The 21268-nt window shown below is 56.9% G+C and carries 17 protein-coding genes; 12 read left to right on the forward strand and 5 right to left on the reverse strand.

From position 1 onward, the window contains the following. Window positions 1-11 precede the first annotated feature (11 nt). From mlaD to mlaF, 3 genes are read right to left on the reverse strand one after another with little or no spacing between them, the layout of a single operon-like run. The gene (mlaD, locus tag QCD69_RS01295; RefSeq protein ID WP_301250721.1) at window positions 12-551 is read right to left on the reverse strand and encodes an outer membrane lipid asymmetry maintenance protein MlaD; all 540 of its coding nucleotides are present in this window, start codon (window positions 549-551) and stop codon (window positions 12-14) included. Between the two features lie 4 nt (window positions 552-555). Beyond that, window positions 556-1338: a lipid asymmetry maintenance ABC transporter permease subunit MlaE gene (gene mlaE, locus QCD69_RS01300; protein ID WP_253457882.1), complete on the reverse strand. Its 783-nt coding sequence runs from the start codon at window positions 1336-1338 to the stop codon at window positions 556-558. Window positions 1339-1342: 4 nt separating this feature from the next. Next, complete coding sequence (mlaF, locus tag QCD69_RS01305) at window positions 1343-2155, reverse strand: phospholipid ABC transporter ATP-binding protein MlaF (protein ID WP_125287093.1); 813 nt, start codon at window positions 2153-2155, stop codon at window positions 1343-1345. Window positions 2156-2388: 233 nt separating this feature from the next. Between mlaF and QCD69_RS01310 the strand changes: the two genes are divergently transcribed. The 11 genes from QCD69_RS01310 (at window position 2389) to npr (ending at window position 10440) form a co-directional block, all read left to right on the forward strand. Next, window positions 2389-3369 (forward strand): calcium/sodium antiporter, encoded by a 981-nt coding sequence (locus QCD69_RS01310; protein WP_301250723.1) that lies wholly within the window; start codon window positions 2389-2391, stop codon window positions 3367-3369. A 14-nt stretch (window positions 3370-3383) separates the two neighbouring features. After that, window positions 3384-4370: an arabinose-5-phosphate isomerase KdsD gene (kdsD, locus tag QCD69_RS01315; RefSeq protein ID WP_253457877.1), complete on the forward strand. Its 987-nt coding sequence runs from the start codon at window positions 3384-3386 to the stop codon at window positions 4368-4370. A 13-nt stretch (window positions 4371-4383) separates the two neighbouring features. Continuing rightward, window positions 4384-4947, forward strand: coding sequence for a 3-deoxy-manno-octulosonate-8-phosphatase KdsC (gene kdsC / locus QCD69_RS01320; protein ID WP_253457874.1), 564 nt, complete (start codon window positions 4384-4386; stop codon window positions 4945-4947). After that, entirely contained in the window at window positions 4944-5516 is a 573-nt protein-coding gene (gene lptC, locus QCD69_RS01325) for an LPS export ABC transporter periplasmic protein LptC (RefSeq protein ID WP_253457871.1), read from the forward strand. The genes kdsC and lptC overlap by 4 nt, the downstream gene beginning before the upstream one ends. Continuing rightward, window positions 5488-6030 (forward strand): lipopolysaccharide ABC transporter substrate-binding protein LptA, encoded by a 543-nt coding sequence (gene lptA / locus QCD69_RS01330; RefSeq protein WP_125287088.1) that lies wholly within the window; start codon window positions 5488-5490, stop codon window positions 6028-6030. Before lptC ends, lptA begins: the two co-directional genes overlap by 29 nt. 3 nt (window positions 6031-6033) lie before the next feature. Further along, window positions 6034-6759 carry an LPS export ABC transporter ATP-binding protein gene (lptB, locus tag QCD69_RS01335; RefSeq protein WP_253457868.1) on the forward strand — a complete coding sequence of 242 codons (726 nt, stop codon included), beginning with the start codon at window positions 6034-6036 and terminating at the stop codon, window positions 6757-6759. Between the two features lie 48 nt (window positions 6760-6807). Beyond that, window positions 6808-8241 (forward strand): RNA polymerase factor sigma-54, encoded by a 1434-nt coding sequence (gene rpoN, locus QCD69_RS01340; protein WP_253457865.1) that lies wholly within the window; start codon window positions 6808-6810, stop codon window positions 8239-8241. A 22-nt stretch (window positions 8242-8263) separates the two neighbouring features. Next, a complete protein-coding gene (gene hpf / locus QCD69_RS01345; protein ID WP_125287085.1) occupies window positions 8264-8551 on the forward strand; it encodes a ribosome hibernation promoting factor in 288 nt (95 codons plus the stop codon). A gap of 193 nt (window positions 8552-8744) precedes the next feature. Beyond that, window positions 8745-9227: a PTS IIA-like nitrogen regulatory protein PtsN gene (gene ptsN / locus QCD69_RS01350; protein WP_199746329.1), complete on the forward strand. Its 483-nt coding sequence runs from the start codon at window positions 8745-8747 to the stop codon at window positions 9225-9227. Window positions 9228-9316: 89 nt separating this feature from the next. After that, window positions 9317-10171, forward strand: coding sequence for an RNase adapter RapZ (rapZ, locus tag QCD69_RS01355; protein ID WP_125287083.1), 855 nt, complete (start codon window positions 9317-9319; stop codon window positions 10169-10171). Continuing rightward, window positions 10168-10440, forward strand: coding sequence for a PTS phosphocarrier protein NPr (gene npr, locus QCD69_RS01360; protein WP_125287082.1), 273 nt, complete (start codon window positions 10168-10170; stop codon window positions 10438-10440). Before rapZ ends, npr begins: the two co-directional genes overlap by 4 nt. 275 nt (window positions 10441-10715) lie before the next feature. On the opposite strand, the gene mtgA is transcribed toward npr, so the two are convergent. Together mtgA and arcB are read right to left on the reverse strand one after the other, a co-directional pair. Then, a complete protein-coding gene (gene mtgA / locus QCD69_RS01365) occupies window positions 10716-11435 on the reverse strand; it encodes a monofunctional biosynthetic peptidoglycan transglycosylase (protein WP_253457862.1) in 720 nt (239 codons plus the stop codon). Between the two features lie 875 nt (window positions 11436-12310). Then, a complete protein-coding gene (arcB, locus tag QCD69_RS01370; protein ID WP_253457859.1) occupies window positions 12311-14644 on the reverse strand; it encodes an aerobic respiration two-component sensor histidine kinase ArcB in 2334 nt (777 codons plus the stop codon). Between the two features lie 1063 nt (window positions 14645-15707). On the opposite strand from arcB, the gene QCD69_RS01375 reads away from it, so the two are divergent. Next, window positions 15708-21233, forward strand: coding sequence for a glutamate synthase-related protein (locus QCD69_RS01375; protein WP_301250727.1), 5526 nt, complete (start codon window positions 15708-15710; stop codon window positions 21231-21233). Window positions 21234-21268: the final 35 nt, after the last annotated feature.

The following is a 21268-nucleotide window of genomic DNA, read 5'->3' on the forward strand; positions in this document are numbered from 1 at the left end:
TACTGCTCCTCTTAAGGGTTAGTCGCTGCGGCCGGGGCAGGCTCGCCGCCGTTCTCCGGCGCCGCGTTTTTACTCTCGTTACCGTTGCCGCTCTTATACAGGAACTGGCCTATCAGATCTTCCAGCACCATTGCCGACTTGGTGTCCTGAATGGTGCTGCCATCCTTAAGCATAGCCGTTCCCATCTCCGGATCGTCAAAACCGACGTTGAGCGCCAGATACTGTTCGCCCAGCAGGCCAGAGGTTCTGACCGCCAGCGAGCTGGTATCCGGCAGCTGATTATATTTGTCTTCGATATCCATCGAGACGCGCGGCAGATAGGTTTTCTCATCCAGGCCGATATCCGTCACGCGGCCAACTACCACGCCGCCAATTTTCACCGGCGAACCGCTTTTCAGCCCGCCGATATTGTCAAAGGTAGCGTAGAGCCGCCAGGTGGGTTCGCTGCCCAGGGATTTCAGATCCGCCACGCGCAGGCAGAGAAACAGCGCCGCGCAAAGCGCCAGCAGTAAAAAGACCCCTACCCAAATTTCGCTTTTTTTCGTTTGCATCGAATCAGTTCCCAAACATCAGTGCTGTCAGCACAAAATCCAAACCGAGCACAGCCAGAGAAGCATGTACTACAGTACGCGTCGTCGCCCGGCTAATGCCTTCAGAAGTCGGCACGGCATCGTAGCCGTTAAACAGGGCAATCCAGGTGACGGTAAAGGCGAAAACGGCGCTTTTGATCACGCAGTTGACGATATCGGTACGGATATCCACGGCGTTTTGCATCGCCGACCAGAAAAAGCCGCCGTCGATGCCTTTCCAGCTGACGCCCACGATAGCGCCGCCCAGTATACCTACCGCGACGAAAATTAGCGTCAGCAGCGGCATACTGATAAAACCGGCCCAGAAGCGAGGAGAGATAATCCTGCGCAGCGGATCGACCGCCATCATCTCCATGCTGGAGAGCTGCTCGGTCGCCTTCATCAGACCGATTTCCGCCGTAAGCGCCGAGCCTGCCCTGCCGGCAAACAGTAGCGCCGTGACGACCGGCCCCAGTTCGCGCAGCAGCGACAGCGCCACCAGCATCCCCAGGCTGCTGTCGGCCCCGTAGGTATTCAGCACCAGGTAGCCCTGCAAACCCAGCACCATGCCGATAAACAGGCCGGAAACCACGATAATCAGCAGCGACAGCACGCCAATGCTGTACAGCTGCTTGATCACCAGCGGCGCATGTTTGCGGAAGCGGGGAATGCCTATCAGCGCGTGAAAAAGCATCAGCCCGGCGCGGCCAAACGAGGCGCAAATATTGATCCCCTGACGTCCGACGGACGCCAGTGCACGTAGTAACATCAGATTAACTCCCTGAGCCGGTTAGATCCTGCAGATAGTCGCCTGCGGGAAAACGAAAAGGAACCGGGCCGTCGGCGATGCCGTCGATAAACTGGCGAACCCGGGCATCTTCATTTTCATGCAGCGCGCTGGCCGTTCCCTGAGCGATAACTTTCTGTCCGGCGATAATGTAGGCGTAGTCGGCAATGCTCAGCACTTCCGGCACGTCGTGCGAAACCACAATGCAGGTCATGCCCAGCGAGTGGTTCAGCTCGTCAATCAGCTTGACCAGCACGCCCATGGTGATCGGGTCCTGCCCGACGAAAGGCTCGTCGAACATAATCAGATCCGGCTCCAGCGCGATAGCTCTGGCCAGCGCCGCGCGCCGCGCCATGCCGCCGGACAGCTCGGAAGGCTTTAGCTGAGCCGCGCCGCGCAGGCCGACGGCTTCCAGCTTCATCATCACCGTGCTGTGCAGCAGCGCGGGCGGCAGCTGCGTATGTTCGCGCAGCGGCCAGGCGACGTTGTCAAACACCGTCAGATCGGTAAACAACGCGCCGGACTGAAATAACATGCTCATTTTTTTACGCGCTTCGTAGAGGCGCGAGCGCGAAAGCGCGGGGATATTTTCCCCGTTAAACCAGATTTCGCCGGCATCGGGACGCAGCTGACCGCCGATCAGACGCAGCAGCGTGGTTTTACCAATGCCTGAAGGGCCCATAATGGCTGTGACTTTCCCTTTCGGCACCGTAAGCGAGATGTTATCGAAAACCGGGCGATCGCCGCGAGCGAAGCTGACGCCCCGAACGTCCACCAAATTCGTCTCCGTCTGGCTCATTGTGACCTCTTATCCTCTTTTCCAGGCATTTCATCCTCTACCGATGGTAACGTATAACCAGCGGAACTGGACACTTTTACAGAAACTTATCCGTCTGACGTAGCGAAAGTTGGCATAAGTTTTACTTTTTGCTTTCAGACCGTCAAAATCAGCGCGTTCGCGGCCATTTTACCGGCCCGTTTTGCTCGTCGTGCAAGGCAAGCCGACGATTATACCCGATCAAAGGACATTTCATGCTTGTAGCTACCGCACTATTGATTATCGGCCTGGTCCTGCTGGTATATGGTGCAGATCGTCTGGTGTTCAGCGCGGCTATCCTGTGCCGCGCAATTGGCGTTCCTCCGCTGATTATCGGCATGACCGTGGTCAGCATAGGCACCTCGCTGCCTGAACTGATCGTCTCTTTCTCCGCTTCCCTGCACGGCCAGATGGATTTAGCGGTTGGCACGGCGGTCGGCTCCAATATCACCAATATTCTGCTGATCCTCGGCGGTGCGGCGCTGCTGCATCCCTTAAGGCTGTATTCCAGGCTGCTGGCGCGCGAGCTGCCGTTGATGCTGCTGATTACATTAATCAGCGGCCTGCTGCTGTTTGATAATATGCTAAGCCGCAATGACGGCCTGATCCTGATTGCCTTTGCGGCAGGCTACCTGTTGTTTATTATCAACATTGCCCGCAAAGCGGAGCGTGGCGATACGGATTCGCTGACGCGCGAACAGCTTGCCGAACTGCCGCGTGACGATACAGGCAACACGGTGGCGTTTCTCTGGCTGGGCGTGGCGCTGATTATTTTACCGATGTCGACCCGTATGGTTATCGACAACGCAACGGTTATCGCCAATTTTTTTGGCGTCAGCCAACTGGTGATCGGCCTGACGGTGATCGCTGTCGGCACCAGCCTGCCGGAGCTGGCTACGGTGATTGCCGGCGCGCTGAAAGGCGAAGATGATATCGCCATCGGCAATCTGATCGGCTCTAACATCTACAATATTGCCATTGTACTTGGCATTCCGGCGCTGCTGCATCCGGGCGCGGTGGATATGCATGCTTTTGCCCGCGACTACTGGATCATGCTGGGCGTCAGCGCGCTGTTTACGCTTATCTGCCTGCGCCGTAGCCGCTGTATCGGCAGAGTGGCGGGCGCGCTGCTGCTGACAGGCTTTGTTGCCTGGGTCGCGTTACTCTACTGGCTTCCTTCGGCCACCTTTTGGTAAAAGGATTAGAACCTATGTCACCTGTTACTCTACGGCCCGACTTTGATTTTCAGCAGGCGGGGAAAGATGTTCTGACGATTGAACGTCAGGGACTGGAACAGCTCGATCGGTACATTAACGAAGACTTTACCGAAGCCTGTAAGCAAATTTACAACTGCCACGGCAAAGTGGTGGTGATGGGCATGGGGAAATCGGGCCACATCGGCAAAAAGATGGCGGCCACCTTCGCCAGCACCGGCACCCCGGCGTTTTTCGTGCATCCGGCAGAGGCCAGCCACGGCGATCTTGGCATGGTCAGCTCGGGCGATATTGTTATCGCCATTTCCAACTCCGGCGAATCCTCCGAGATCCTGGCGCTGATCCCGGTGCTGAAGCGGCTGCGCGTCTCGCTTATCTGTATGACCGGCCGTCCCGACAGCGCGATGGGCCGCGCGGCAGATATCCATCTCTGTGTTAAAGTACCGCAGGAAGCCTGTCCGCTGGGGCTGGCGCCGACCACCAGCACCACGGCAACGCTGGTGATGGGCGACGCGCTGGCGGTAGCGCTGCTGAAGGCGCGCGGCTTTACGGCTGAGGATTTCGCCCTCTCCCATCCGGGTGGCGCACTGGGCCGCAAGCTGCTGCTGACCGTTGACGATATTATGCATAGCGGCGATGAAATTCCTCGCGTCGGCCGTGACGCCTCGCTGCGTGACGCCCTGCTGGAAATCACCCGTAAGAATTTAGGTATGACGGTAATCTGTGACGATTTGATGAAGATCGAAGGGATTTTCACCGATGGCGATCTGCGACGCGTCTTTGATATGGGCATTGATATTCAACATGCCAGTATCGCCAGCGTTATGACCTCGGGCGGCGTACGGGTGCGGCCCCATACGCTGGCGGTCGATGCCCTGAATCTGATGCAGAGCCGTAATATTACCGTTTTAATGGTAGCCGACGGCGATCGGCTGCTTGGCGTAGTGCATATGCACGACATGCTGCGTGCCGGCGTGGTTTAACAAGGAATAAAAAATGGCTGGCGCAAGCTGGATAAGTACCTGTTATGGCGACGTGAGCGAGACCGTGATGGCGCGCGCGCGTGAAATTAAGCTGTTGATTTGTGACGTAGATGGCGTGATGTCCGACGGTGTGATTTACCAGGGCAATAACGGCGAGGAGCTAAAAGCCTTCAACGTGCGGGACGGCTACGGCATTCGCTGCCTGCTGACCTCGGACGTGGAAGTCGCTATTATCACCGGTCGCAAGGCAAAGCTGCTGGAAGATCGCTGCGCCACGCTGGGCATTACGCATCTTTACCAGGGCCAGTCGGATAAGCTTTTGGCCTTCCGCGAACTTCTGGATAAACTGTCGCTGATGCCGGAGCAGGTCGCCTACATTGGCGATGACCTGATTGACTGGCCGGTAATGGCGGAAGTCGGCCTGAGCGTGACCGTAGCCGATGCGCATCCCGTGCTGCTTCCTCGTGCCGACTACGTTACCCGCCTCGCGGGCGGACGCGGCGCCGTACGTGAAATTTGCGATCTGATCCTAATCGCGCAGGATAAGTTTGATAAGGCCAAAGGGCAGTCTGTATGAGTAAAACAAGGCGTTGGATTACGCTCCTGCTGGCGCTGGTAGCGATCGTGCTGATTGGCTGGAACCTGGCCGATACGGATAAGCCTGCGCCCGCGGCCAGCAACGCGCTGGAGCCGACCTATACGAGCCAGTCGTCCAATACGGTGGTGTATAACCCGGAAGGCGGACTGAGCTACAAGCTGGTATCCGAGAAAGTAACCTACTTTTCCGCCGACGCGGTAAGCTGGTTCGATAATCCGGTCATGACCACCTATGACGAAAACAAAGTGCCCACCTGGTCGGTACGGGCAGACAAGGCCAAACTAACCAATGACCGTATGCTCTATCTTTACGGCCACGTCGAGGTCAACAGTCTGGCCCAGGACGCCCAGCTACAACGAATTAAAACCGATAACGCCGTAGTGAACCTTGTCACGCAGGACGTTACCTCAGAAGATCGGGTAACCTTATACGGCAACAGCTTCAGCTCTAGCGGCATGAAGATGCGTGGCAATTTACGGAAGAAAACCGCCGAGTTGATTGAAAAGGTCAAAACCTCCTATGAAATTCAGAATGCGAACCAACCTTAAGTTTTTGACGCTCGGCCTGCTGCTGACTGCCAGCCTGCCCGCTCTTGCCCTGACGGGCGATTCGGATAAGCCGGTCAACGTGGACTCCGAAAATCAGGCGCTGGATATGCAGGGCAACGTGGCGACCTTTACCGGCAACGTCATCGTGACCCAGGGCTCGATCAAAATCACCGCGGATAAGGTTGTGGTCACGCGTCCGAACGGCGACAGCAACAAAACCATCGTGGATGCCTGGGGCAATCCGGCAACGTTTTATCAGATGCAGGACAACGGCAAGCCCGTTAAAGGCCATGCGCAGAAAATGCACTACGAGCTGGCGAAGGATTTCGTCGAGCTGACGGGCAGCGCTTATCTGGAGCAGCTGGACAGCAACGTCAAAGGCGATCGCATCACCTATCTGGTGAAAGAGCAGAAAATGCAGGCCTACGGCAATACCGGCAAGCGCGTCACTACCGTGCTGGTGCCTTCGCAGCTGCAGGATAAAAACGCCTCCTCCCCCAAGAAGAGTAACTAAGCCATGGCGACTTTAATTGCGCAAAATCTGGCGAAGGCCTACAAAGGCCGACGCGTGGTGGAAGATGTCAGCCTGGAGGTAAAATCCGGTGAGATCGTCGGCCTGCTGGGCCCGAACGGCGCCGGTAAGACCACCACGTTTTATATGGTGGTGGGCATTGTGCCGCGCGACGCGGGCCGCATCGTTATCGACGATGAAGATATCAGTATTCTGCCGCTGCACGCGCGCGCGCGTCGGGGCATCGGCTATCTGCCGCAGGAAGCCTCTATTTTCCGCCGCCTGAGCGTGTACGACAACCTGATGGCGGTGCTGCAAATCCGTGAAGATTTAACGGCGGAACAGCGAACCGATCGCGCCAACGAGCTGATGGAAGAGTTCCATATCGCGCACCTGCGCGACAGCATGGGTCAGGCGCTTTCCGGCGGTGAACGCCGTCGCGTAGAGATCGCCCGCGCGCTGGCGGCGAACCCTAAATTCATCCTGCTGGATGAGCCTTTCGCAGGCGTCGATCCGATTTCGGTTATCGATATCAAAAAGATTATCGAACACCTGCGCGACAGCGGCCTGGGCGTGCTTATCACCGATCACAACGTCCGTGAAACGCTGGCCGTCTGCGAACGAGCCTATATCGTCAGTCAGGGACACCTGATCGCTCACGGCTCGCCTGAGCAAATCCTCCAGGATGAACAAGTTAAGCGCGTCTATTTGGGCGAAGAGTTCAGACTCTGATAAGGTGTTCAGACCGGTCAAGATTTTTAAGGAATAAGTATCCTGAATATGAAGCAAGGTTTGCAGCTCAGGCTTAGCCAACAGCTTGCCATGACGCCACAACTGCAGCAGGCGATACGTCTGCTGCAACTCTCTACGCTTGAACTCCAGCAGGAAATTCAGCTGGCGCTGGAAAGCAACCCGCTGCTTGAACAAACCGATCTTCACGAAGAAGTCGACAGCCGCGAATATCAGGAAAAAGAGGCGCTGGATACCCGCGAGGCGCTGGAACAAAAAGATATGCCGGAAGAGCTGCCGCTCGACGCCACCTGGGACGAAATCTACACCGCCGGCACGCCGTCGGGCACCGGCACCGACTACCACGACGACGAGCTGCCTGTTTATCAGGGCGAAACCACCCAGTCGTTGCAGGACTACCTGATGTGGCAGGTAGAGCTGACGCCTTTTACCGATACCGATCGCGCCATCGCCACCGCCATTGTCGACGCCGTGGATCCGACCGGCTATCTGACCGTTTCTCTTCAGGAGATCCAGGAGAGTATCGGCAACGAAGAGCTTTCTGCGGAAGAAGTCGAAGCGGTACTGAAGCGCGTTCAGCGGTTCGATCCGATCGGCGTCTGCGCACGCGATCTGCGCGACTGCCTGCTGGTGCAGCTGTCGCAGTTCGTGGATGACACGCCCTGGCTGAAAGAAGCCAGGCTTATTGTCAGCGACCATCTGGATCTGCTGGCTAACCACGACTTCCGCAGCCTGATGCGCGTCACGCGGCTGAAAGAGGACGTGCTGAAAAACGCCATGCAGCTGATCCAGTCGCTTGACCCGCGTCCCGGCCAGTCGATTAATACCAGCGAACCGGAATATGTCATCCCGGACGTGCTGGTGCGTAAAATCGGCGCCCGCTGGGTGGTGGAACTGAATGCCGACAGCGTGCCGCGCCTGAAGATTAACCAGCACTATGCTTCGCTGGGCGGCAGCTCTCGCAGCGACAGCGACAGCCAGTTTATTCGCAGCAATTTGCAGGAAGCCCGCTGGCTGATAAAAAGTCTGGAGAGCCGCAACGATACGCTACTGAAGGTCACGCGCTGCATCGTCGACCAGCAGCAGGCTTTCTTCGAGCAGGGTGAAGAATTTATGCGTCCTATGGTGCTGGCGGATATCGCCTCCGCCGTAGAGATGCACGAATCGACGATTTCACGCGTTACCACGCAAAAATACCTGCACAGCCCACGCGGTATTTTTGAACTGAAATATTTCTTCTCCAGTCACGTGAACACCGAAAGCGGCGGCGAAGCCTCTTCCACGGCCATTCGCGCGCTGGTGAAGAAATTGATCTCGGCGGAGAATCCCGCCAAGCCTCTTAGCGACAGCAAGCTGACCACCCTGCTCTCCGACCAGGGGATCATCGTGGCCCGCCGCACCGTCGCGAAGTACCGAGAGTCTTTATCCATCCCGCCCTCAAATCAGCGCAAGCAGCTGGTCTGAACGAACAGATAAGGAAGAGCTTATGCAACTCAATATTACCGGGCAGAATGTTGAAATTACCGAGCCTTTACGTGAATTCGTGGTGGCTAAATTCGCCAAGCTGGAGCAATACACTGACCGTATCGGGCAGGTTTATATTGTGCTGAAGGTGGAAAAGGTGACGCAGGTCGCCGATGCGACGCTGCACGTCAGCGGTGGTGAGTTGCACGCCACCTCGGAAGAAAAAGATATGTATGCGGCGATTGACGGCCTGATTGACAAGCTGACACGCCAGCTGAATAAACATAAAGACAAGCTGAAGCAGCATTAATTACCCTTGCAGCATTGATTATTTTTTCGCCACCCTTATCTGATAAGAATGTGGTGTAAACTAACCGGCTCGTCTTCTGATTGCAGAAGGCGGGCCGTTAATCAACGGGCATAATGCATTCGACTGATGGCCTGCCGAACGATCGGGCAGCGCCGTTTTGCCAGGCGGAAGTGAATACCTAAGTGAACCTATGATGAACAATGACCTGACACTGGAACTGAGCTCGGTCCTGAGCCTTTCCTGTACCCGCAACGGCGTGCACTGCCAGAGCAAAAAGCGGGCGCTGGAGATTATCAGCGAGCTGGCGGCCAAACAGCTTAATCTGCCGCATCAGACGATCTTTGAAGCGATCCTGACGCGTGAACGTATGGGCAGTACCGGCATAGGTAACGGCATCGCGATCCCACACGGCAAGCTGGTGGAAGATACGCTGCGCGCGGTAGGCGTGTTTATCCGTCTCGATCAGCCGGTAGCCTTCGACGCTATCGATAATCAACCGGTCGATCTGCTTTTCGCCCTGCTGGTGCCTGCCGATCAGTGTAAAACGCATCTGCACACGCTCTCGCTGGTCGCAAAACGTCTGGCCGATAAAACGGTCTGCCGCCGACTGCGCGCTGCGCAAAGCGATGAAGAGCTGTTTGCTATCATGGCAGAGGAACCACAAGCCGCCTCTTAAGCCTTTAGTGGGCCGGTCTGTCGGCCCGAGCGTATGCACAGGGAAGTTCCCCGTCCCTTTGGAAAGGCTTCAAATCAGGAGAATAAGTCATGGTGCTGATGATCGTCAGCGGGCGTTCTGGTTCCGGTAAGTCCGTCGCGTTGAGGGCGCTGGAGGATATGGGCTTCTACTGCGTGGATAATCTGCCCGTGGTGCTGCTGCCGGAGCTGGCCAGGTCACTAGCGGATCGTAACATCTCGGCGGCCGTCAGTATTGACGTGCGCAATATGCCAGAGTCGCCGGAAATCTTTGAGAAAGCGCTGACCGGCCTGCCCGACAGCTTTTCGCCGCAGCTGTTGTTCCTGGATGCCGATCGCAATACGCTGATCCGGCGCTACAGCGATACCCGACGCCTGCATCCGCTTTCCAGTAAAAATCTTTCGCTGGAAAGCGCCATCGATGAAGAGAGCGATCTGCTGGAGCCGCTGCGCTCGCGTGCGGATCTGATCGTCGATACCTCGGAGATGTCGGTGCACGAGCTGGCCGAAATGCTGCGCACGCGCCTGTTAGGCAAGCGGGAACGTGAACTGACGATGGTGTTTGAATCCTTCGGCTTCAAGCACGGTATTCCGATCGATGCCGATTACGTGTTCGACGTCCGCTTTCTGCCGAACCCGCACTGGGATCCGAAACTGCGGCCGATGACGGGGCTGGATCGTCCGGTGGCCGCTTTCCTGGATCGTCATACCGAAGTGCACAATTTTATCTATCAGACGCGCAGCTATCTTGAACTCTGGCTACCGATGCTGGAAACCAACAACCGCAGCTATCTTACCGTGGCGATTGGCTGTACCGGCGGTAAGCATCGCTCGGTTTATATTGCCGAACAGCTTGCTGACTATTTCCGCTCGCGCGGCAAGAACGTGCAGTCCCGTCATCGTACTCTGGAAAAGCGCAAATCATGACCGTTAAACAAGTGGTTGAGATCAAAAACAAGCTGGGTATGCACGCCAGACCGGCGATGAAGCTGTTTGAACTGGTGCAAAGCTTTGATGCCGAGGTGCTGCTGCGCAACGAGAGCGGCACGGAAGCGGAAGCCAGCAGCGTTATTGCACTGCTGATGCTGGATTCGGCGAAAGGCGGACAGATTGAGATTGAAGCCAGCGGGCCGGAAGAAGAAAAAGCGCTGGCGGCGGTGATCGAACTCTTTAACGCCGGCTTCGACGAGGATTAATCAGCCGCTCAGACGCGCTCAGCGCCCCTGAGCGCGGTTCTTGACCCTCAAGCGTACCTTTTCCTCTCGACGTGGCTTATTACGCCCCTGAGCGCTGTCCTTGCTCTTGATGCTCTGCACACACTTGCGCGCCCCTGAGCGCGGTGCTTTCTCCACAGCGTACCTTTTCCTCTCGGCGTGGCTTATTACGCCCCTGAGCGCTGTCCTTGCTCGTGATGCTCTGCACACACTTATGCGCCTCTGAGCATGGTTATTTCTTTCAGGCCACCTTTCTGTCAGCGTAGCTTATGCGCGTTCAGAAAACCTTCTCCGCCCAGCTGGCGCATCTGGCGTAAGATCCACTGCTGCCGCTGGCGCACATAGGCCGACGGCGCGTCGGCGCGAAAACGGATCGGGTTCGGCAACACGGCCGCCAGCAATGCCGCTTCCGCCATCGTCAGGCGACTGGCGGGCTTATGAAAATAGCGTTGCGATGCCGCTTCTACGCCAAATACGCCCTCGCCGAACTCCGCTACGTTCAGATAGACCGTCAAAATGCGCCGTTTTGTCCACACGGTTTCGATCGCAACCGTCAGGCCCGCTTCCAGTCCCTTACGTATCCAGCTACGCCCGTCCCATAAAAAAACGTTCTTTGCGGTCTGCTGCGATAGCGTAGAAGCGCCGCGCATGCGGGTCTCTTCACCATCCAGCACCGACTGGATCGCCTGTACGTCAAATCCCCAGTGGTCGGGAAATTTTTGATCCTCTGAGGCGATAACCGCCAGCGGCATCCAGGGAGAGATATTTTTCATCTCTACCCAGTCTGAATGCGCGACATAACGGAAATCGCCGCTCAGCCAGGCGCCAATCTGCCTTTCTGCCATCACGGCAGAGAAAGGTACGGGCAAAAAAGAAAAAAGCAGAATCCCGGCGATCGCGATCCCGGCCAGGCCGATCGTCACTCGTAACGCCCAGGTTTTTAGCCGCTGTCCGCTGGTGTTTTTGCGCTGCTTCATTAACATTTATCCATAATGATCTTATGAATTCCTGTAACAGGAATCCGTTCGTACAATGTAAAAAAGCGATGCGGGGCGCAACGCATTTGACTTAATGTAAACGTTTGCATGCGCTTACAACTTGAAGCACTTTGTAAATGTATTAAGTGCTTCAATCACTTCCGCACATTCGGAATCGGTTCCATGCCGTAAACGAACCTGTAGCGATGAAGAAACAATCAACGCGGTCCGTCCGCACAATGCCAGCCAATTCATTCATGAACCTTATAAATTGCGTGAGTTAGCTTTTGCTAATTTTATCTTAAAGGCCCCTCAGAATGGCTGTGGGCCCAGGTTATGCTTTTCGGTTGGTGAGCGAAAATTACGCCTTAAGTTAAAAGGATTACGATAAAAACATGTTTATTAATCGTTAATTCCTTCCAATATCACTTTCCATTTTGTTGTACCGTGCGGTTTCACAAGAGAGACACCAATCTCACAAAAAGAACATGTTTTACATGGAGTTAAATATCTGCCAGGCGAGGTGAAATTCTTTTAGCATCACTGCTAGCGATCAATGGAACCGGTTACCTGAATACGTCAATCAAAACCGGACAAAAACTGGCACAATTGTGCAATTTTTGCGCAAGATCGCGAATAAATTCATTCCGTGCTTGACTGTATCATCAAATTAATGTTTTCTGTCTGGAAACGCTGCTCCACATCACACATTTTAATGAATCTTGTAACATGTGATGGGAGTTTTGCTAAGGTAGTTCCTGAGCGTTTTACCCAATACCGCGCCTGCGCTTCGATACTCTTACTTTAAGAACAGCGTAGGCCTCAAGTTTCCCTGGTGTTGGCGCAGTATTCGCGCACCCCGGCCTCGGTCGGGGTCATTTTTTTTGGGCCTTTGATACCCATTCCCGCAGTACCGCAACGTCGTTACGCCACTCGTGTTTCAGCTCGTCAATCCACTCCTGCACATTGTCCCACCACGCCGGTAGCTCAGGGCTTTGGATCTGTTTCGCCAGCTGCTGTAAATGGACCAGACCAACCGATCCCGCCGCGCCCTTGATCTTGTGCCCTTCTTCCGCAATGCCTTTTTGATCGCGCGCGGTCATGTTCAAATCCAATACTTCCAGATAACCTGGCATCATCTTTTCAAACATTTCCAGACTCTGCACAATCAGCTGCGGCCCAACCAGCTCGATATACTGCTCCAGCATGGTGATATCCAGCAGCACGGGCGCGTCAGAGTGAGAAGCTTCCGCCGGCTCGTCCTCCTGCTCCTGGTAGTCCCAGTACTTCTGGATAATGGCGGTCAGCGCCGGTACCGCCAGCGGTTTACTCAGCACGTCGTCCATGCCCGCGTCCAGATACTCTTTTTTATCTTTAAGCACGTTAGCGGTCAGCGCCACCAGCGGCGGCAGCTGTTGATGGCCGTAGCGCCGATGGATTTCCCTCGCCACGTCAAGGCCGGTCATATCCGGCAGCTGAATATCCAGCAGCACCAGATCAAACTCTTCGGGATCGAACATCGTCAGCGCTTCTGCGCCCGTCATGGCCACTTCAACGCTGTTGCCCAGCTTCTCCAGTACCGAACGCGCTACGACCACGTTCAGCTCGATATCCTCAACCAGCAGGACGTGCAGCGCCGGTAGCGGCATATCGTCCGCAGGCTGCTCGGCCTCATGCTGCGTCACGACGCGCGGCGCATTAACCGTCAGCGTAAAGCAGGAGCCCTTACCGGGCGCGCTGCGCACGCTGATATCTCCGCCCATGCTCTGCGCCAGACGACGCGAAACCGCCAGCCCAATGCCGGTGCCGGTCGCCGGTTTGCCGCCATGCTGATCTTTCACCTGATAATACATGGCGAAGATTTTGTCCTGCTCATCCTGCGGGATCCCCATGCCGGAATCTTCCACCTCAAAGCGCAGACAATCCTCGCCCTGATAGGCCACCCGCACGATAATGCTGCCCTGCTGGGTAAATTTCACTGCGTTACCGATCAGGTTCCACAGGATCTGACGCAGCCGCGTGCCGTCGGTGATAATTTTATGCGGCAGCGGCGGATGGGCGTCGAGCACGAACTTCAGTCCTTTCGGCTGGGCCAGCAGGCCGGAGAGATTCTCCAGATCCGCCAGGAAGCCGGTAAAATCAACCGGCTGGTTATCCAGCTGCACCTTGCGGCGCTCGATCTTATCCATTTCGATAACGTCATTGAAAATATTGCCCAGCGTGATGGCCGAGACGTGGATGGTTTTCAGGTATTTCAACTGCTCCGGATTCAGCTCGGTATCCAGCAGGATACGGCTCAGACCGACGATGCCGTTAAGCGGCGTACGAAGCTCGTGGCTGATCGTAGAGATAAAGGTGGTCTTTTCCCTGCTCGCGTTCTCTAAAGCGTCCTGATAGCGTTTACGCTCGGTTATATCGCGTCCAAAGCCCATCAGCCCGCTGCGTTTACCTACGCGGTCGTAATAAGGCACTTTACGGATCTCAAAGCAGGCCTTGCGGCCATCGGGATACTGCAGCCACTGCTCGTAGGTCAGCGAAACATTGTGGCGAAAGACCTTCTCGTCCGTTTCCAGCACTTTGGTGGCGGCATCACGATCGTAGACATCGTGCGGCGTCAGGCCAATAAGCTGCTTCTCGCTTTTGCCCGTCAGCAGCTCCATGGCCCGGTTGCAGCCGGAAAACTGCTGATCGATATTACGGTAGAACACCAGATCGGGCGAGGCGTCCAGAAACGAACGCAGGAAAGAAGACTGCTGCTCCAGCTCAATCTGCGCCTGCTCGCGCCTGGTCATCTCTTCCGTCAGTTTGTCCATCACCTGCAGGCGCGCTTTTTCCGCCTTGATACGATCGGCGATCTCCTGATTAAGCTGGGTAATGTTCTCCTTCATCTGCTGGTTTAGCTCCAGATCGCGATGGCGCATCTCTTCCAGCTTATCCACCAGGCGCGCCAGGCGCTGCCGCGACTCCTCCAGCTGCTCAACCACCACCGACAGGAAATAGACGGCCCATGGCGTTATCAACAACCCGAAAAAGACCGAGCGAACCATATCGATGCTTTCTACATGTCCGCGCAGCACCATCGTGACCGCCATCTGCACGATCATTGCCAGCACCACCAGCGCAGAAGCCAGCAGCAAAGAAAAGCGCACCAGCCCCAGCTTCACCATTAAATCGACGTAGTACTGGGCTAACAGACGAATTTGTTTCATAAAAGGTCCCTTCGAGAGCAATACCGTCAATCATACCGCAAAAGCTTAAAAGACAAAGGTTACGGCCCCCTGCGCAGGCTGCACCACTGCGGTGCAGCGTGAAAGCAATGCCACGATTGACGTTCCGCGCGCCTGTCAAAAGACAGGTCAGTATCGTCTCCGGCCATCCGCTAAGCCTGCCGCCATTTAGCGCTGGGGAAGCATGACCGTCTGGCGAACACCGCCGCTGTTTTGCGCTATTAAGCGTGACCGCGACCCGCGCGGCCGTTGACTTTGGTTACCAACAGACTTTGTAACAGCGGTACAGGGTATACGCGGTTGAGCACCATCGGTACGCGAAAAGTGATGTTTAACCTGTGCATAGCCCGTTTTGCTTTAAGTGCATTATCCGTTTTTGCAATTCATAGCGATAAGCGCCTGCCGCCGCGCTTTCGCCTGAAACGCAATGAATAAAAATTCACATTAAACGTGGATGCACTCAAAACCAGCCTGATTAATTTTACTAATGATGCACGGGCGTTTAATTCAAATAAGCCTCTCCGTTAAAAACAGCCGCTTTCAATGATTAAGGCTACTTTATTAGCATTTTCTGCTGGCAATACCCCCAGCACCAGCATGGTGCAGAGATTTGCGCCCTGCACTACAGTGAGACAGTTCACACTTCCTGGGGGGTAAATGACGAAACTATACACAGAAAAAATCGGTATAAAATATATAAAAACAATAACTTACCTAAAAGACACCTCCACAAAGCCCCCCTAAGCGCGCTATTTGACCTGAGTACGCTTTCCCGATAAGTTGGAATTTCGCTGGAAGCGTTCCTGACGGGCCAGTGTCTCGGCATATCTATGCAGCAAGAAGACTCCCCAGGCTTTCTCCTCTCAGAGACCCGGAAAATAACGAGCAGCTCCCTTCAGCATGGCCTGAAGAGAACATGCCCGGCGCACAGTCGCCCACTTAAAAGCAGTCAGGAAAAAAACGATACAGAGCCAGGGGAGTCTTCTCCATTGCATTCTGTGCCTGAAATAACGTAGGTAATGTCAAAGAAGTCAGGAGGTCTGCCATGTCCAATCCAAAAGCGTTTCCCTATGGTCTGTATGACCCATCGAAAGAAAACGACAGCTGCGGCGTCGGTTTCATTACCCGTAAGGACGGCGAGCAGACCCATGAAATTCTTCAGATGGCGCACAGCGCGCTCTGCACCGTGCCGCATCGCGGCGGCATGTCTGCCGAGGGCGTAGGCGACGGCGCAGGTGTTAACGTTGATATTTCACTGCACTTTTTCCGCAAAATTACCGGCATGCCGCTCAATTCCGGTCGCTTTGGCGTCGGTAACTTTTTCGTGCCGAAAGACGATGCGCTGCGCGCCAACGCCGAAGGGCTGGTAGAGGAGACGCTGGCCGCACACGGGCTGGAGGTGATCCTTAAGCGCGAGCTGCCGCTGGATACCAGCGTATTGCGTCCGGCCGCCCTTCAGTTCCAGCTGCCTATCGTTCAGTGGATTTTTAACGCGCCTGCCGATGTGGCAGACCAGACCGCCTTTGAAAAACGTATTTATCGCGCCCTGCTGGCTATCGAAGCGCGCGCCTTTACCGAAAGCGAATTCGGCGGGCTTTACCCGCTTTCTCTTTCGTCACGTACCCAGGTGTTCAAAGCGCGCCTGAACTCCAATGAAGTGATCCCCTATTTCAAAGATCTGACCGATCCGGATCACCAGGTGCGCGGCCTGTTTTTCCATACCCGTTTCTCGACCAATACCGATCCGCATACCACAATGGCTCAGCCGTTCCGCCTGATGGCGCACAACGGCGAGCTGAACACAGATCGTAAAAACCGCATCGCCGAAGCCGCGCTGGCGCTGGCTCGCGGCAAGAAGATCGTCCGGCCGAAGGGGCAGTCCGACAGCTCGCGTCTGGATCAAAGCATCCACAGCCGTCTGATGGAAGATAACCTCGATTTAATCAACGCCGTGGTTTCAATGATGCCGCCCGCGTGGGAAAACGACGATACGCTGTCGCCGGAAGTGCGCGCTATGCTGGAGTATTTCTCGCTGTACGAAGAGAAAAACGATGGCCCGGCCGCGCTGATTTTCGGCAACGGCGACGTCATCGGCGCGCGTCTGGATCGTCTTGGCCTGCGACCGCTGCGCTCGGTGGAAACCGCCGAGTATATCGGCGCGATGTCCGAAGCCGGCCAGATCGCCTTCCCGCCGGAGAGCGTGCTGCGTCGCGGCCGTATCGAAGCGGGCGGGATGCTCTATTACGATCACAGCGAAAAGCGCAGCTACACCACCCTGGAGGCGCTGGAAAAACTGGCGGCGGAAAAAGATTATCCGACGCTGCTGGCGCAGGCGCGCGTAACGCTGAGCGATCTGCCTGTGGTGCCGGCGGAAATTCAGGGTTCGCCTTTGCGCTACGGCGGCGACCTGAAAACCTATCAGCGCTTTGTGGCCTACTACTACAACCAGGAAAGCTTCAAGTTCATGATGGATCCGATGCTGGCGACCGGCGCGGAGAAAATTTCCGCCATGGGCTACGGCAACGCCATCAACGGGCTTTCCGATCATGAAGGCGGCATGGCGCACTACTTCTCGCAGCGTTTTGCGCAGGTAACCAACCCGCCGCTGGACTCCATCCGCGAAGTGGACGGCATGACGCTGCGCGTCGCGCTGGGCGCCAAGCCGCATCTGGGCCGGAGCAAAGGCCGGCAGATTATCGTGCCGACGCCGATCCTGACGCATCTGGATATGTTGCAGCTGCGCGAGCAGGACGTGGCGCCATACGCCCGTTTCGATATGCTTTATCGTCCGGTCGTGGGCAGCGATGCGCAAAGCCGTGCCGATAACGCCGCCGCGCTGGAGCAGGCCATTGACGATCTGGCGCAGCAGGTGGTGGATTTTGCCCGCGAACAGGGCGGGATCGCGGTGCTGACCGACCGTCATATCTCGAGCGAGCGCGCCGCCATACCGATGCTGCTGGTGGTTTCCGCCATTAACCAGCGTCTGGTGCAGGAAGGCCTGCGTCTGGACGTGTCGCTGGTGGTCGAGAGCGGACAGAGCATCTCTTCGCACCATATCGCCGCCGCGCTGGGCTTTGGCGCGTCCGCTATCTATCCACTTGGCGTGCAAATGCGCGCCGAGGAGAAATATGGCGAAGGCGAAGAAGGCAACAAAGCCTTTAAGCGCTATGCCAAAGCGGCTGAAAAAGCGCTGATGAAAACCATGGGCAAGGTTGGCCTCTGTACGGTTGAAAGCTACAGCTGCGGCGAATTCTTCGAGCCTAACTTCCTGGATACGGAAGATCGGGTGCTGAAGAAATATTTCCCGAATATCAAAACGCCGGTCGGCGGCGCGGGCTTCGCCACTATCGCGCAAATGGCCGTGGACTGGCACCAGAGCGCGCTGAGAATTCAGGGCGAATCAGAGGTGCCGCTGCTGGGCCTGTTTAAAGAGCGTGCCGAAGGCGCGGGTCACTCTTACGGCACTATCGCGGTGCGGACGTTTATCGATATGACGGAGCAGCCGCTGCGCTTTGTCGACAAGCCGCGTGAAGAAGATGAGTTTATTCGTCTGCTGACGCTGGCCCGTCTGGATAACGCTTTTAATATCAAGCCGGACTCCTTCGCCGACAGCAGCTTTAAGCGTATCCCGAATGCGACCATCGACAGCTTTACCATCACGCAGGACTACCGTGAGTTCTCCAGCCAGATGCAGGAAGAGCGTAAACGTCGTCCGGCGGCGCTGCGCGATATCCTGACCTTCCCGGCGGATCTGACCCACGTGGACAGCGAAGCGGAGTTTTCGCGCAAGCTGGGCCGTTACTCGCTGATCAACAACGGGTTTGCCGTGCGCGGCCTGCTGTGCGAAGCCACTGACGGCAGCGAAGGCCGCTTTACGCTGCGGCTTTCCGAAACCATCAAGGGGCTGAAAACCGAGGTGGAACGTCTTTCCGCCCTGCTGGGCGCGCTGAAAGGCCGTTTCGCCGACGAGATCGCCAGCGGTGAAGTCACGGCGAACGGTCTGCATATTATTGCCAGCGGCAAAGCGGCGGACTATCTGTCGCGTATGTTTACCACGTCGCCTTCGCTGCCGTTAAGCGAAGTGCAGCCGGCCAGCGAAATCACCCGCACCTTTGCTTCCGGCGCAATGAGCCACGGCGCGCTGGTGGCCCCGGCCCATGAGGCGGTGGCGCACGGCACCAATATGGTCGGCGGCATGAGCAACTGCGGCGAAGGCGGCGAGCACTATTCGCGTCACGGCACTATCCGCGCTTCGCGCATCAAGCAGCTGGCCTCCGGTCGTTTCGGCGTTTGGGCAGCCTACCTGGCGGATCCGATGCTGGAAGAGCTGGAAATCAAAATCGGCCAGGGCGCCAAGCCCGGCGAAGGCGGTCAGCTGCCTGCGGCCAAAGTCACCGTGGAGATCGCGGCAGCGCGCGGCGGCACGCCTGGCGTGGAGCTGGTTTCGCCGCCGCCACACCATGACACCTATTCCATCGAGGATTTGGCGCAGCTGATCCACGACTGTAAAGCGGCGCGCGTGCGCGTTATCGTCAAGCTGGTGTCGTCTGAAGGCATCGGCACCATCGCCGTCGGCGTGGCGAAAGCGGGCGCGGACGTGATTAACGTGGCGGGCAACACCGGCGGCACCGGCGCGGCTTCGGTCACCAGCCTGAAATATACCGGCCGCGTGGCGGAAATCGGCATCGCGGAAGTGCATCAGGCGCTGTGCGCCAACGGCCTGCGTGACAAAGTGCTGCTCCGCAGCTCCGGCGCGCAGCAAACCGGCAGCGACGTGGTGAAATCCGCGCTGTTGGGCAGCGACAGCTTCGAATTCGGCACCACGGCGCTGATGATGCTGAAGTGCGTAATGGCGAAAAACTGCAACGTGAAATGCCCGGCCGGTCTGACCACCAACGCCGAAGCCTTTGACGGCGATCCTCGCCAGCTGGCGCAGTATTTTATGAACGTGGCGCATGAAGTGCGTGAGATCCTGGCGCGTCTTGGCCTGCGTTCGCTGCGCGAAGCGCGCGGCCGTTCCGATTTGCTACACCTGATGGATCACCCGCTTGAAGTCGGCAAGCTGGATCTGCGCGCCATGCTTACCGTGGTGCCGGAAATCAAAATCATGCAGCCGGTCTATCTGGAAAAAGATTACGAGCTGGACGATGGCTGGATCACGCAGGTAGAGCGCGCGCTGGCAACGGCAAGCGTTATCGAACTGGGCAACGGCATCACGCTGAACAACCGTAACAAGAGCGTCGGCGGCCAGCTGGCTATCGATATTGAACGCCTGCTGAACCATAAGCTGAGCAAAGCGGAACTGGCGGCGATGCCTGCCGCGCTGGCCGACGATCGGGGCCGCCACTATCTGGCGCCGGAAACGGTGAAGATCGCCACGTCCGGCTCGGCCGGGCAGTCCTACGGCGTCTTCTGCAACGACGGCATGCAGCTGCGCCATCGCGGCACCTGTAACGACGGCGTGGGCAAAGGCCAGTGCGGCGGCGAAATCGTGGTGATGTCGCCAGGCGGCGGCTCGCAGGATGCGGAAGGCAACGTATTAATCGGTAACTTCGCGCTGTTCGGCGCCACCGGCGGCCGACTGTTCGTTCAGGGACAGGCGGGCGACCGCTTCGCCGTGCGTAACTCCGGCGCCACGGCGGTAGTCGAAGGCGTGGGCGATTTCTGCTGCGAATATATGACCAACGGCGCGGTGCTGAACCTGGGCACCTTCGGCACCGGCTTCGGCAACGGCATGAGCGGCGGCTTCGCTTATCAGTACGACCCGTACCGCAAGCTGGCGAGCCATGCGGCAGGCGACTCCGTGCTGTTCGGCTCCATCACGGATAACGACGAGATGGCCAGAACCCACAAAGATGCGGTGCTGACCATGCTGCGCTGGCATCTTGCGGCGACCGGTTCGCCGCGTGCGGCCTGGCTGCTGACGCACTGGGAAACCGAGTGCCAGCACTTTGTCTACGTGATGCCGCGTTCGCTGCTGCTTTATCAGGACAGCAAGGAAATCCTCAAGGCGAAAGCGCGTAAGGATCTGCTGGAAGAGCTGTCTACCGCGATGGCCGCCCACCAGGTGGCGAAGTTTAAAGCCGCCTGGCGGAACAAATCCGCTATCGCCAACGGCGCGGTACCCGCTTACGGCGCGACCGATACGCCGGAGATGTTTGTCCTGCTGAACAACTACACCGTGCTCAGCTTTGCGCAACAGCTCGCGCTCTCTCGCCTGCCGAAAGGCACCTCGGTGAATAACGTCGCCGTGGAAAAAGCGGTACGCAACCTGCTGATGACGGAAGATTTCGCGCTGGTCAGCAAGCTACAGCGTCATGCGCGCTCGGCAATTGAAAACTACAGCGATGACGAGCTGGCCTGTCTGATTGCCGCCAAACGCATGGCGGATTACAAAGCGGCGCTGACGCAGCGCAATATCCGCTCGATGGATAGCCTGGCGACCTATGGCTGGATTATCTATCAGGATGCGCGCAACCGCGAAGTGTTGGGAGGACTGCCGGACTTTGAGGAGCTGTTCGCCCGCGCCGCGCTGCCGGAGATTGCTGCTGCCGTCGGGAAACTCTCCTGACGACCGGCTCCTGTTTATATGACGGATCGAGTAAA

The sequence above is a fragment of the Erwinia sp. PsM31 genome (genome assembly GCF_030433775.1).
GTDB classification, from domain to species: Bacteria; Pseudomonadota; Gammaproteobacteria; order Enterobacterales; family Enterobacteriaceae; genus Erwinia; species Erwinia aeris.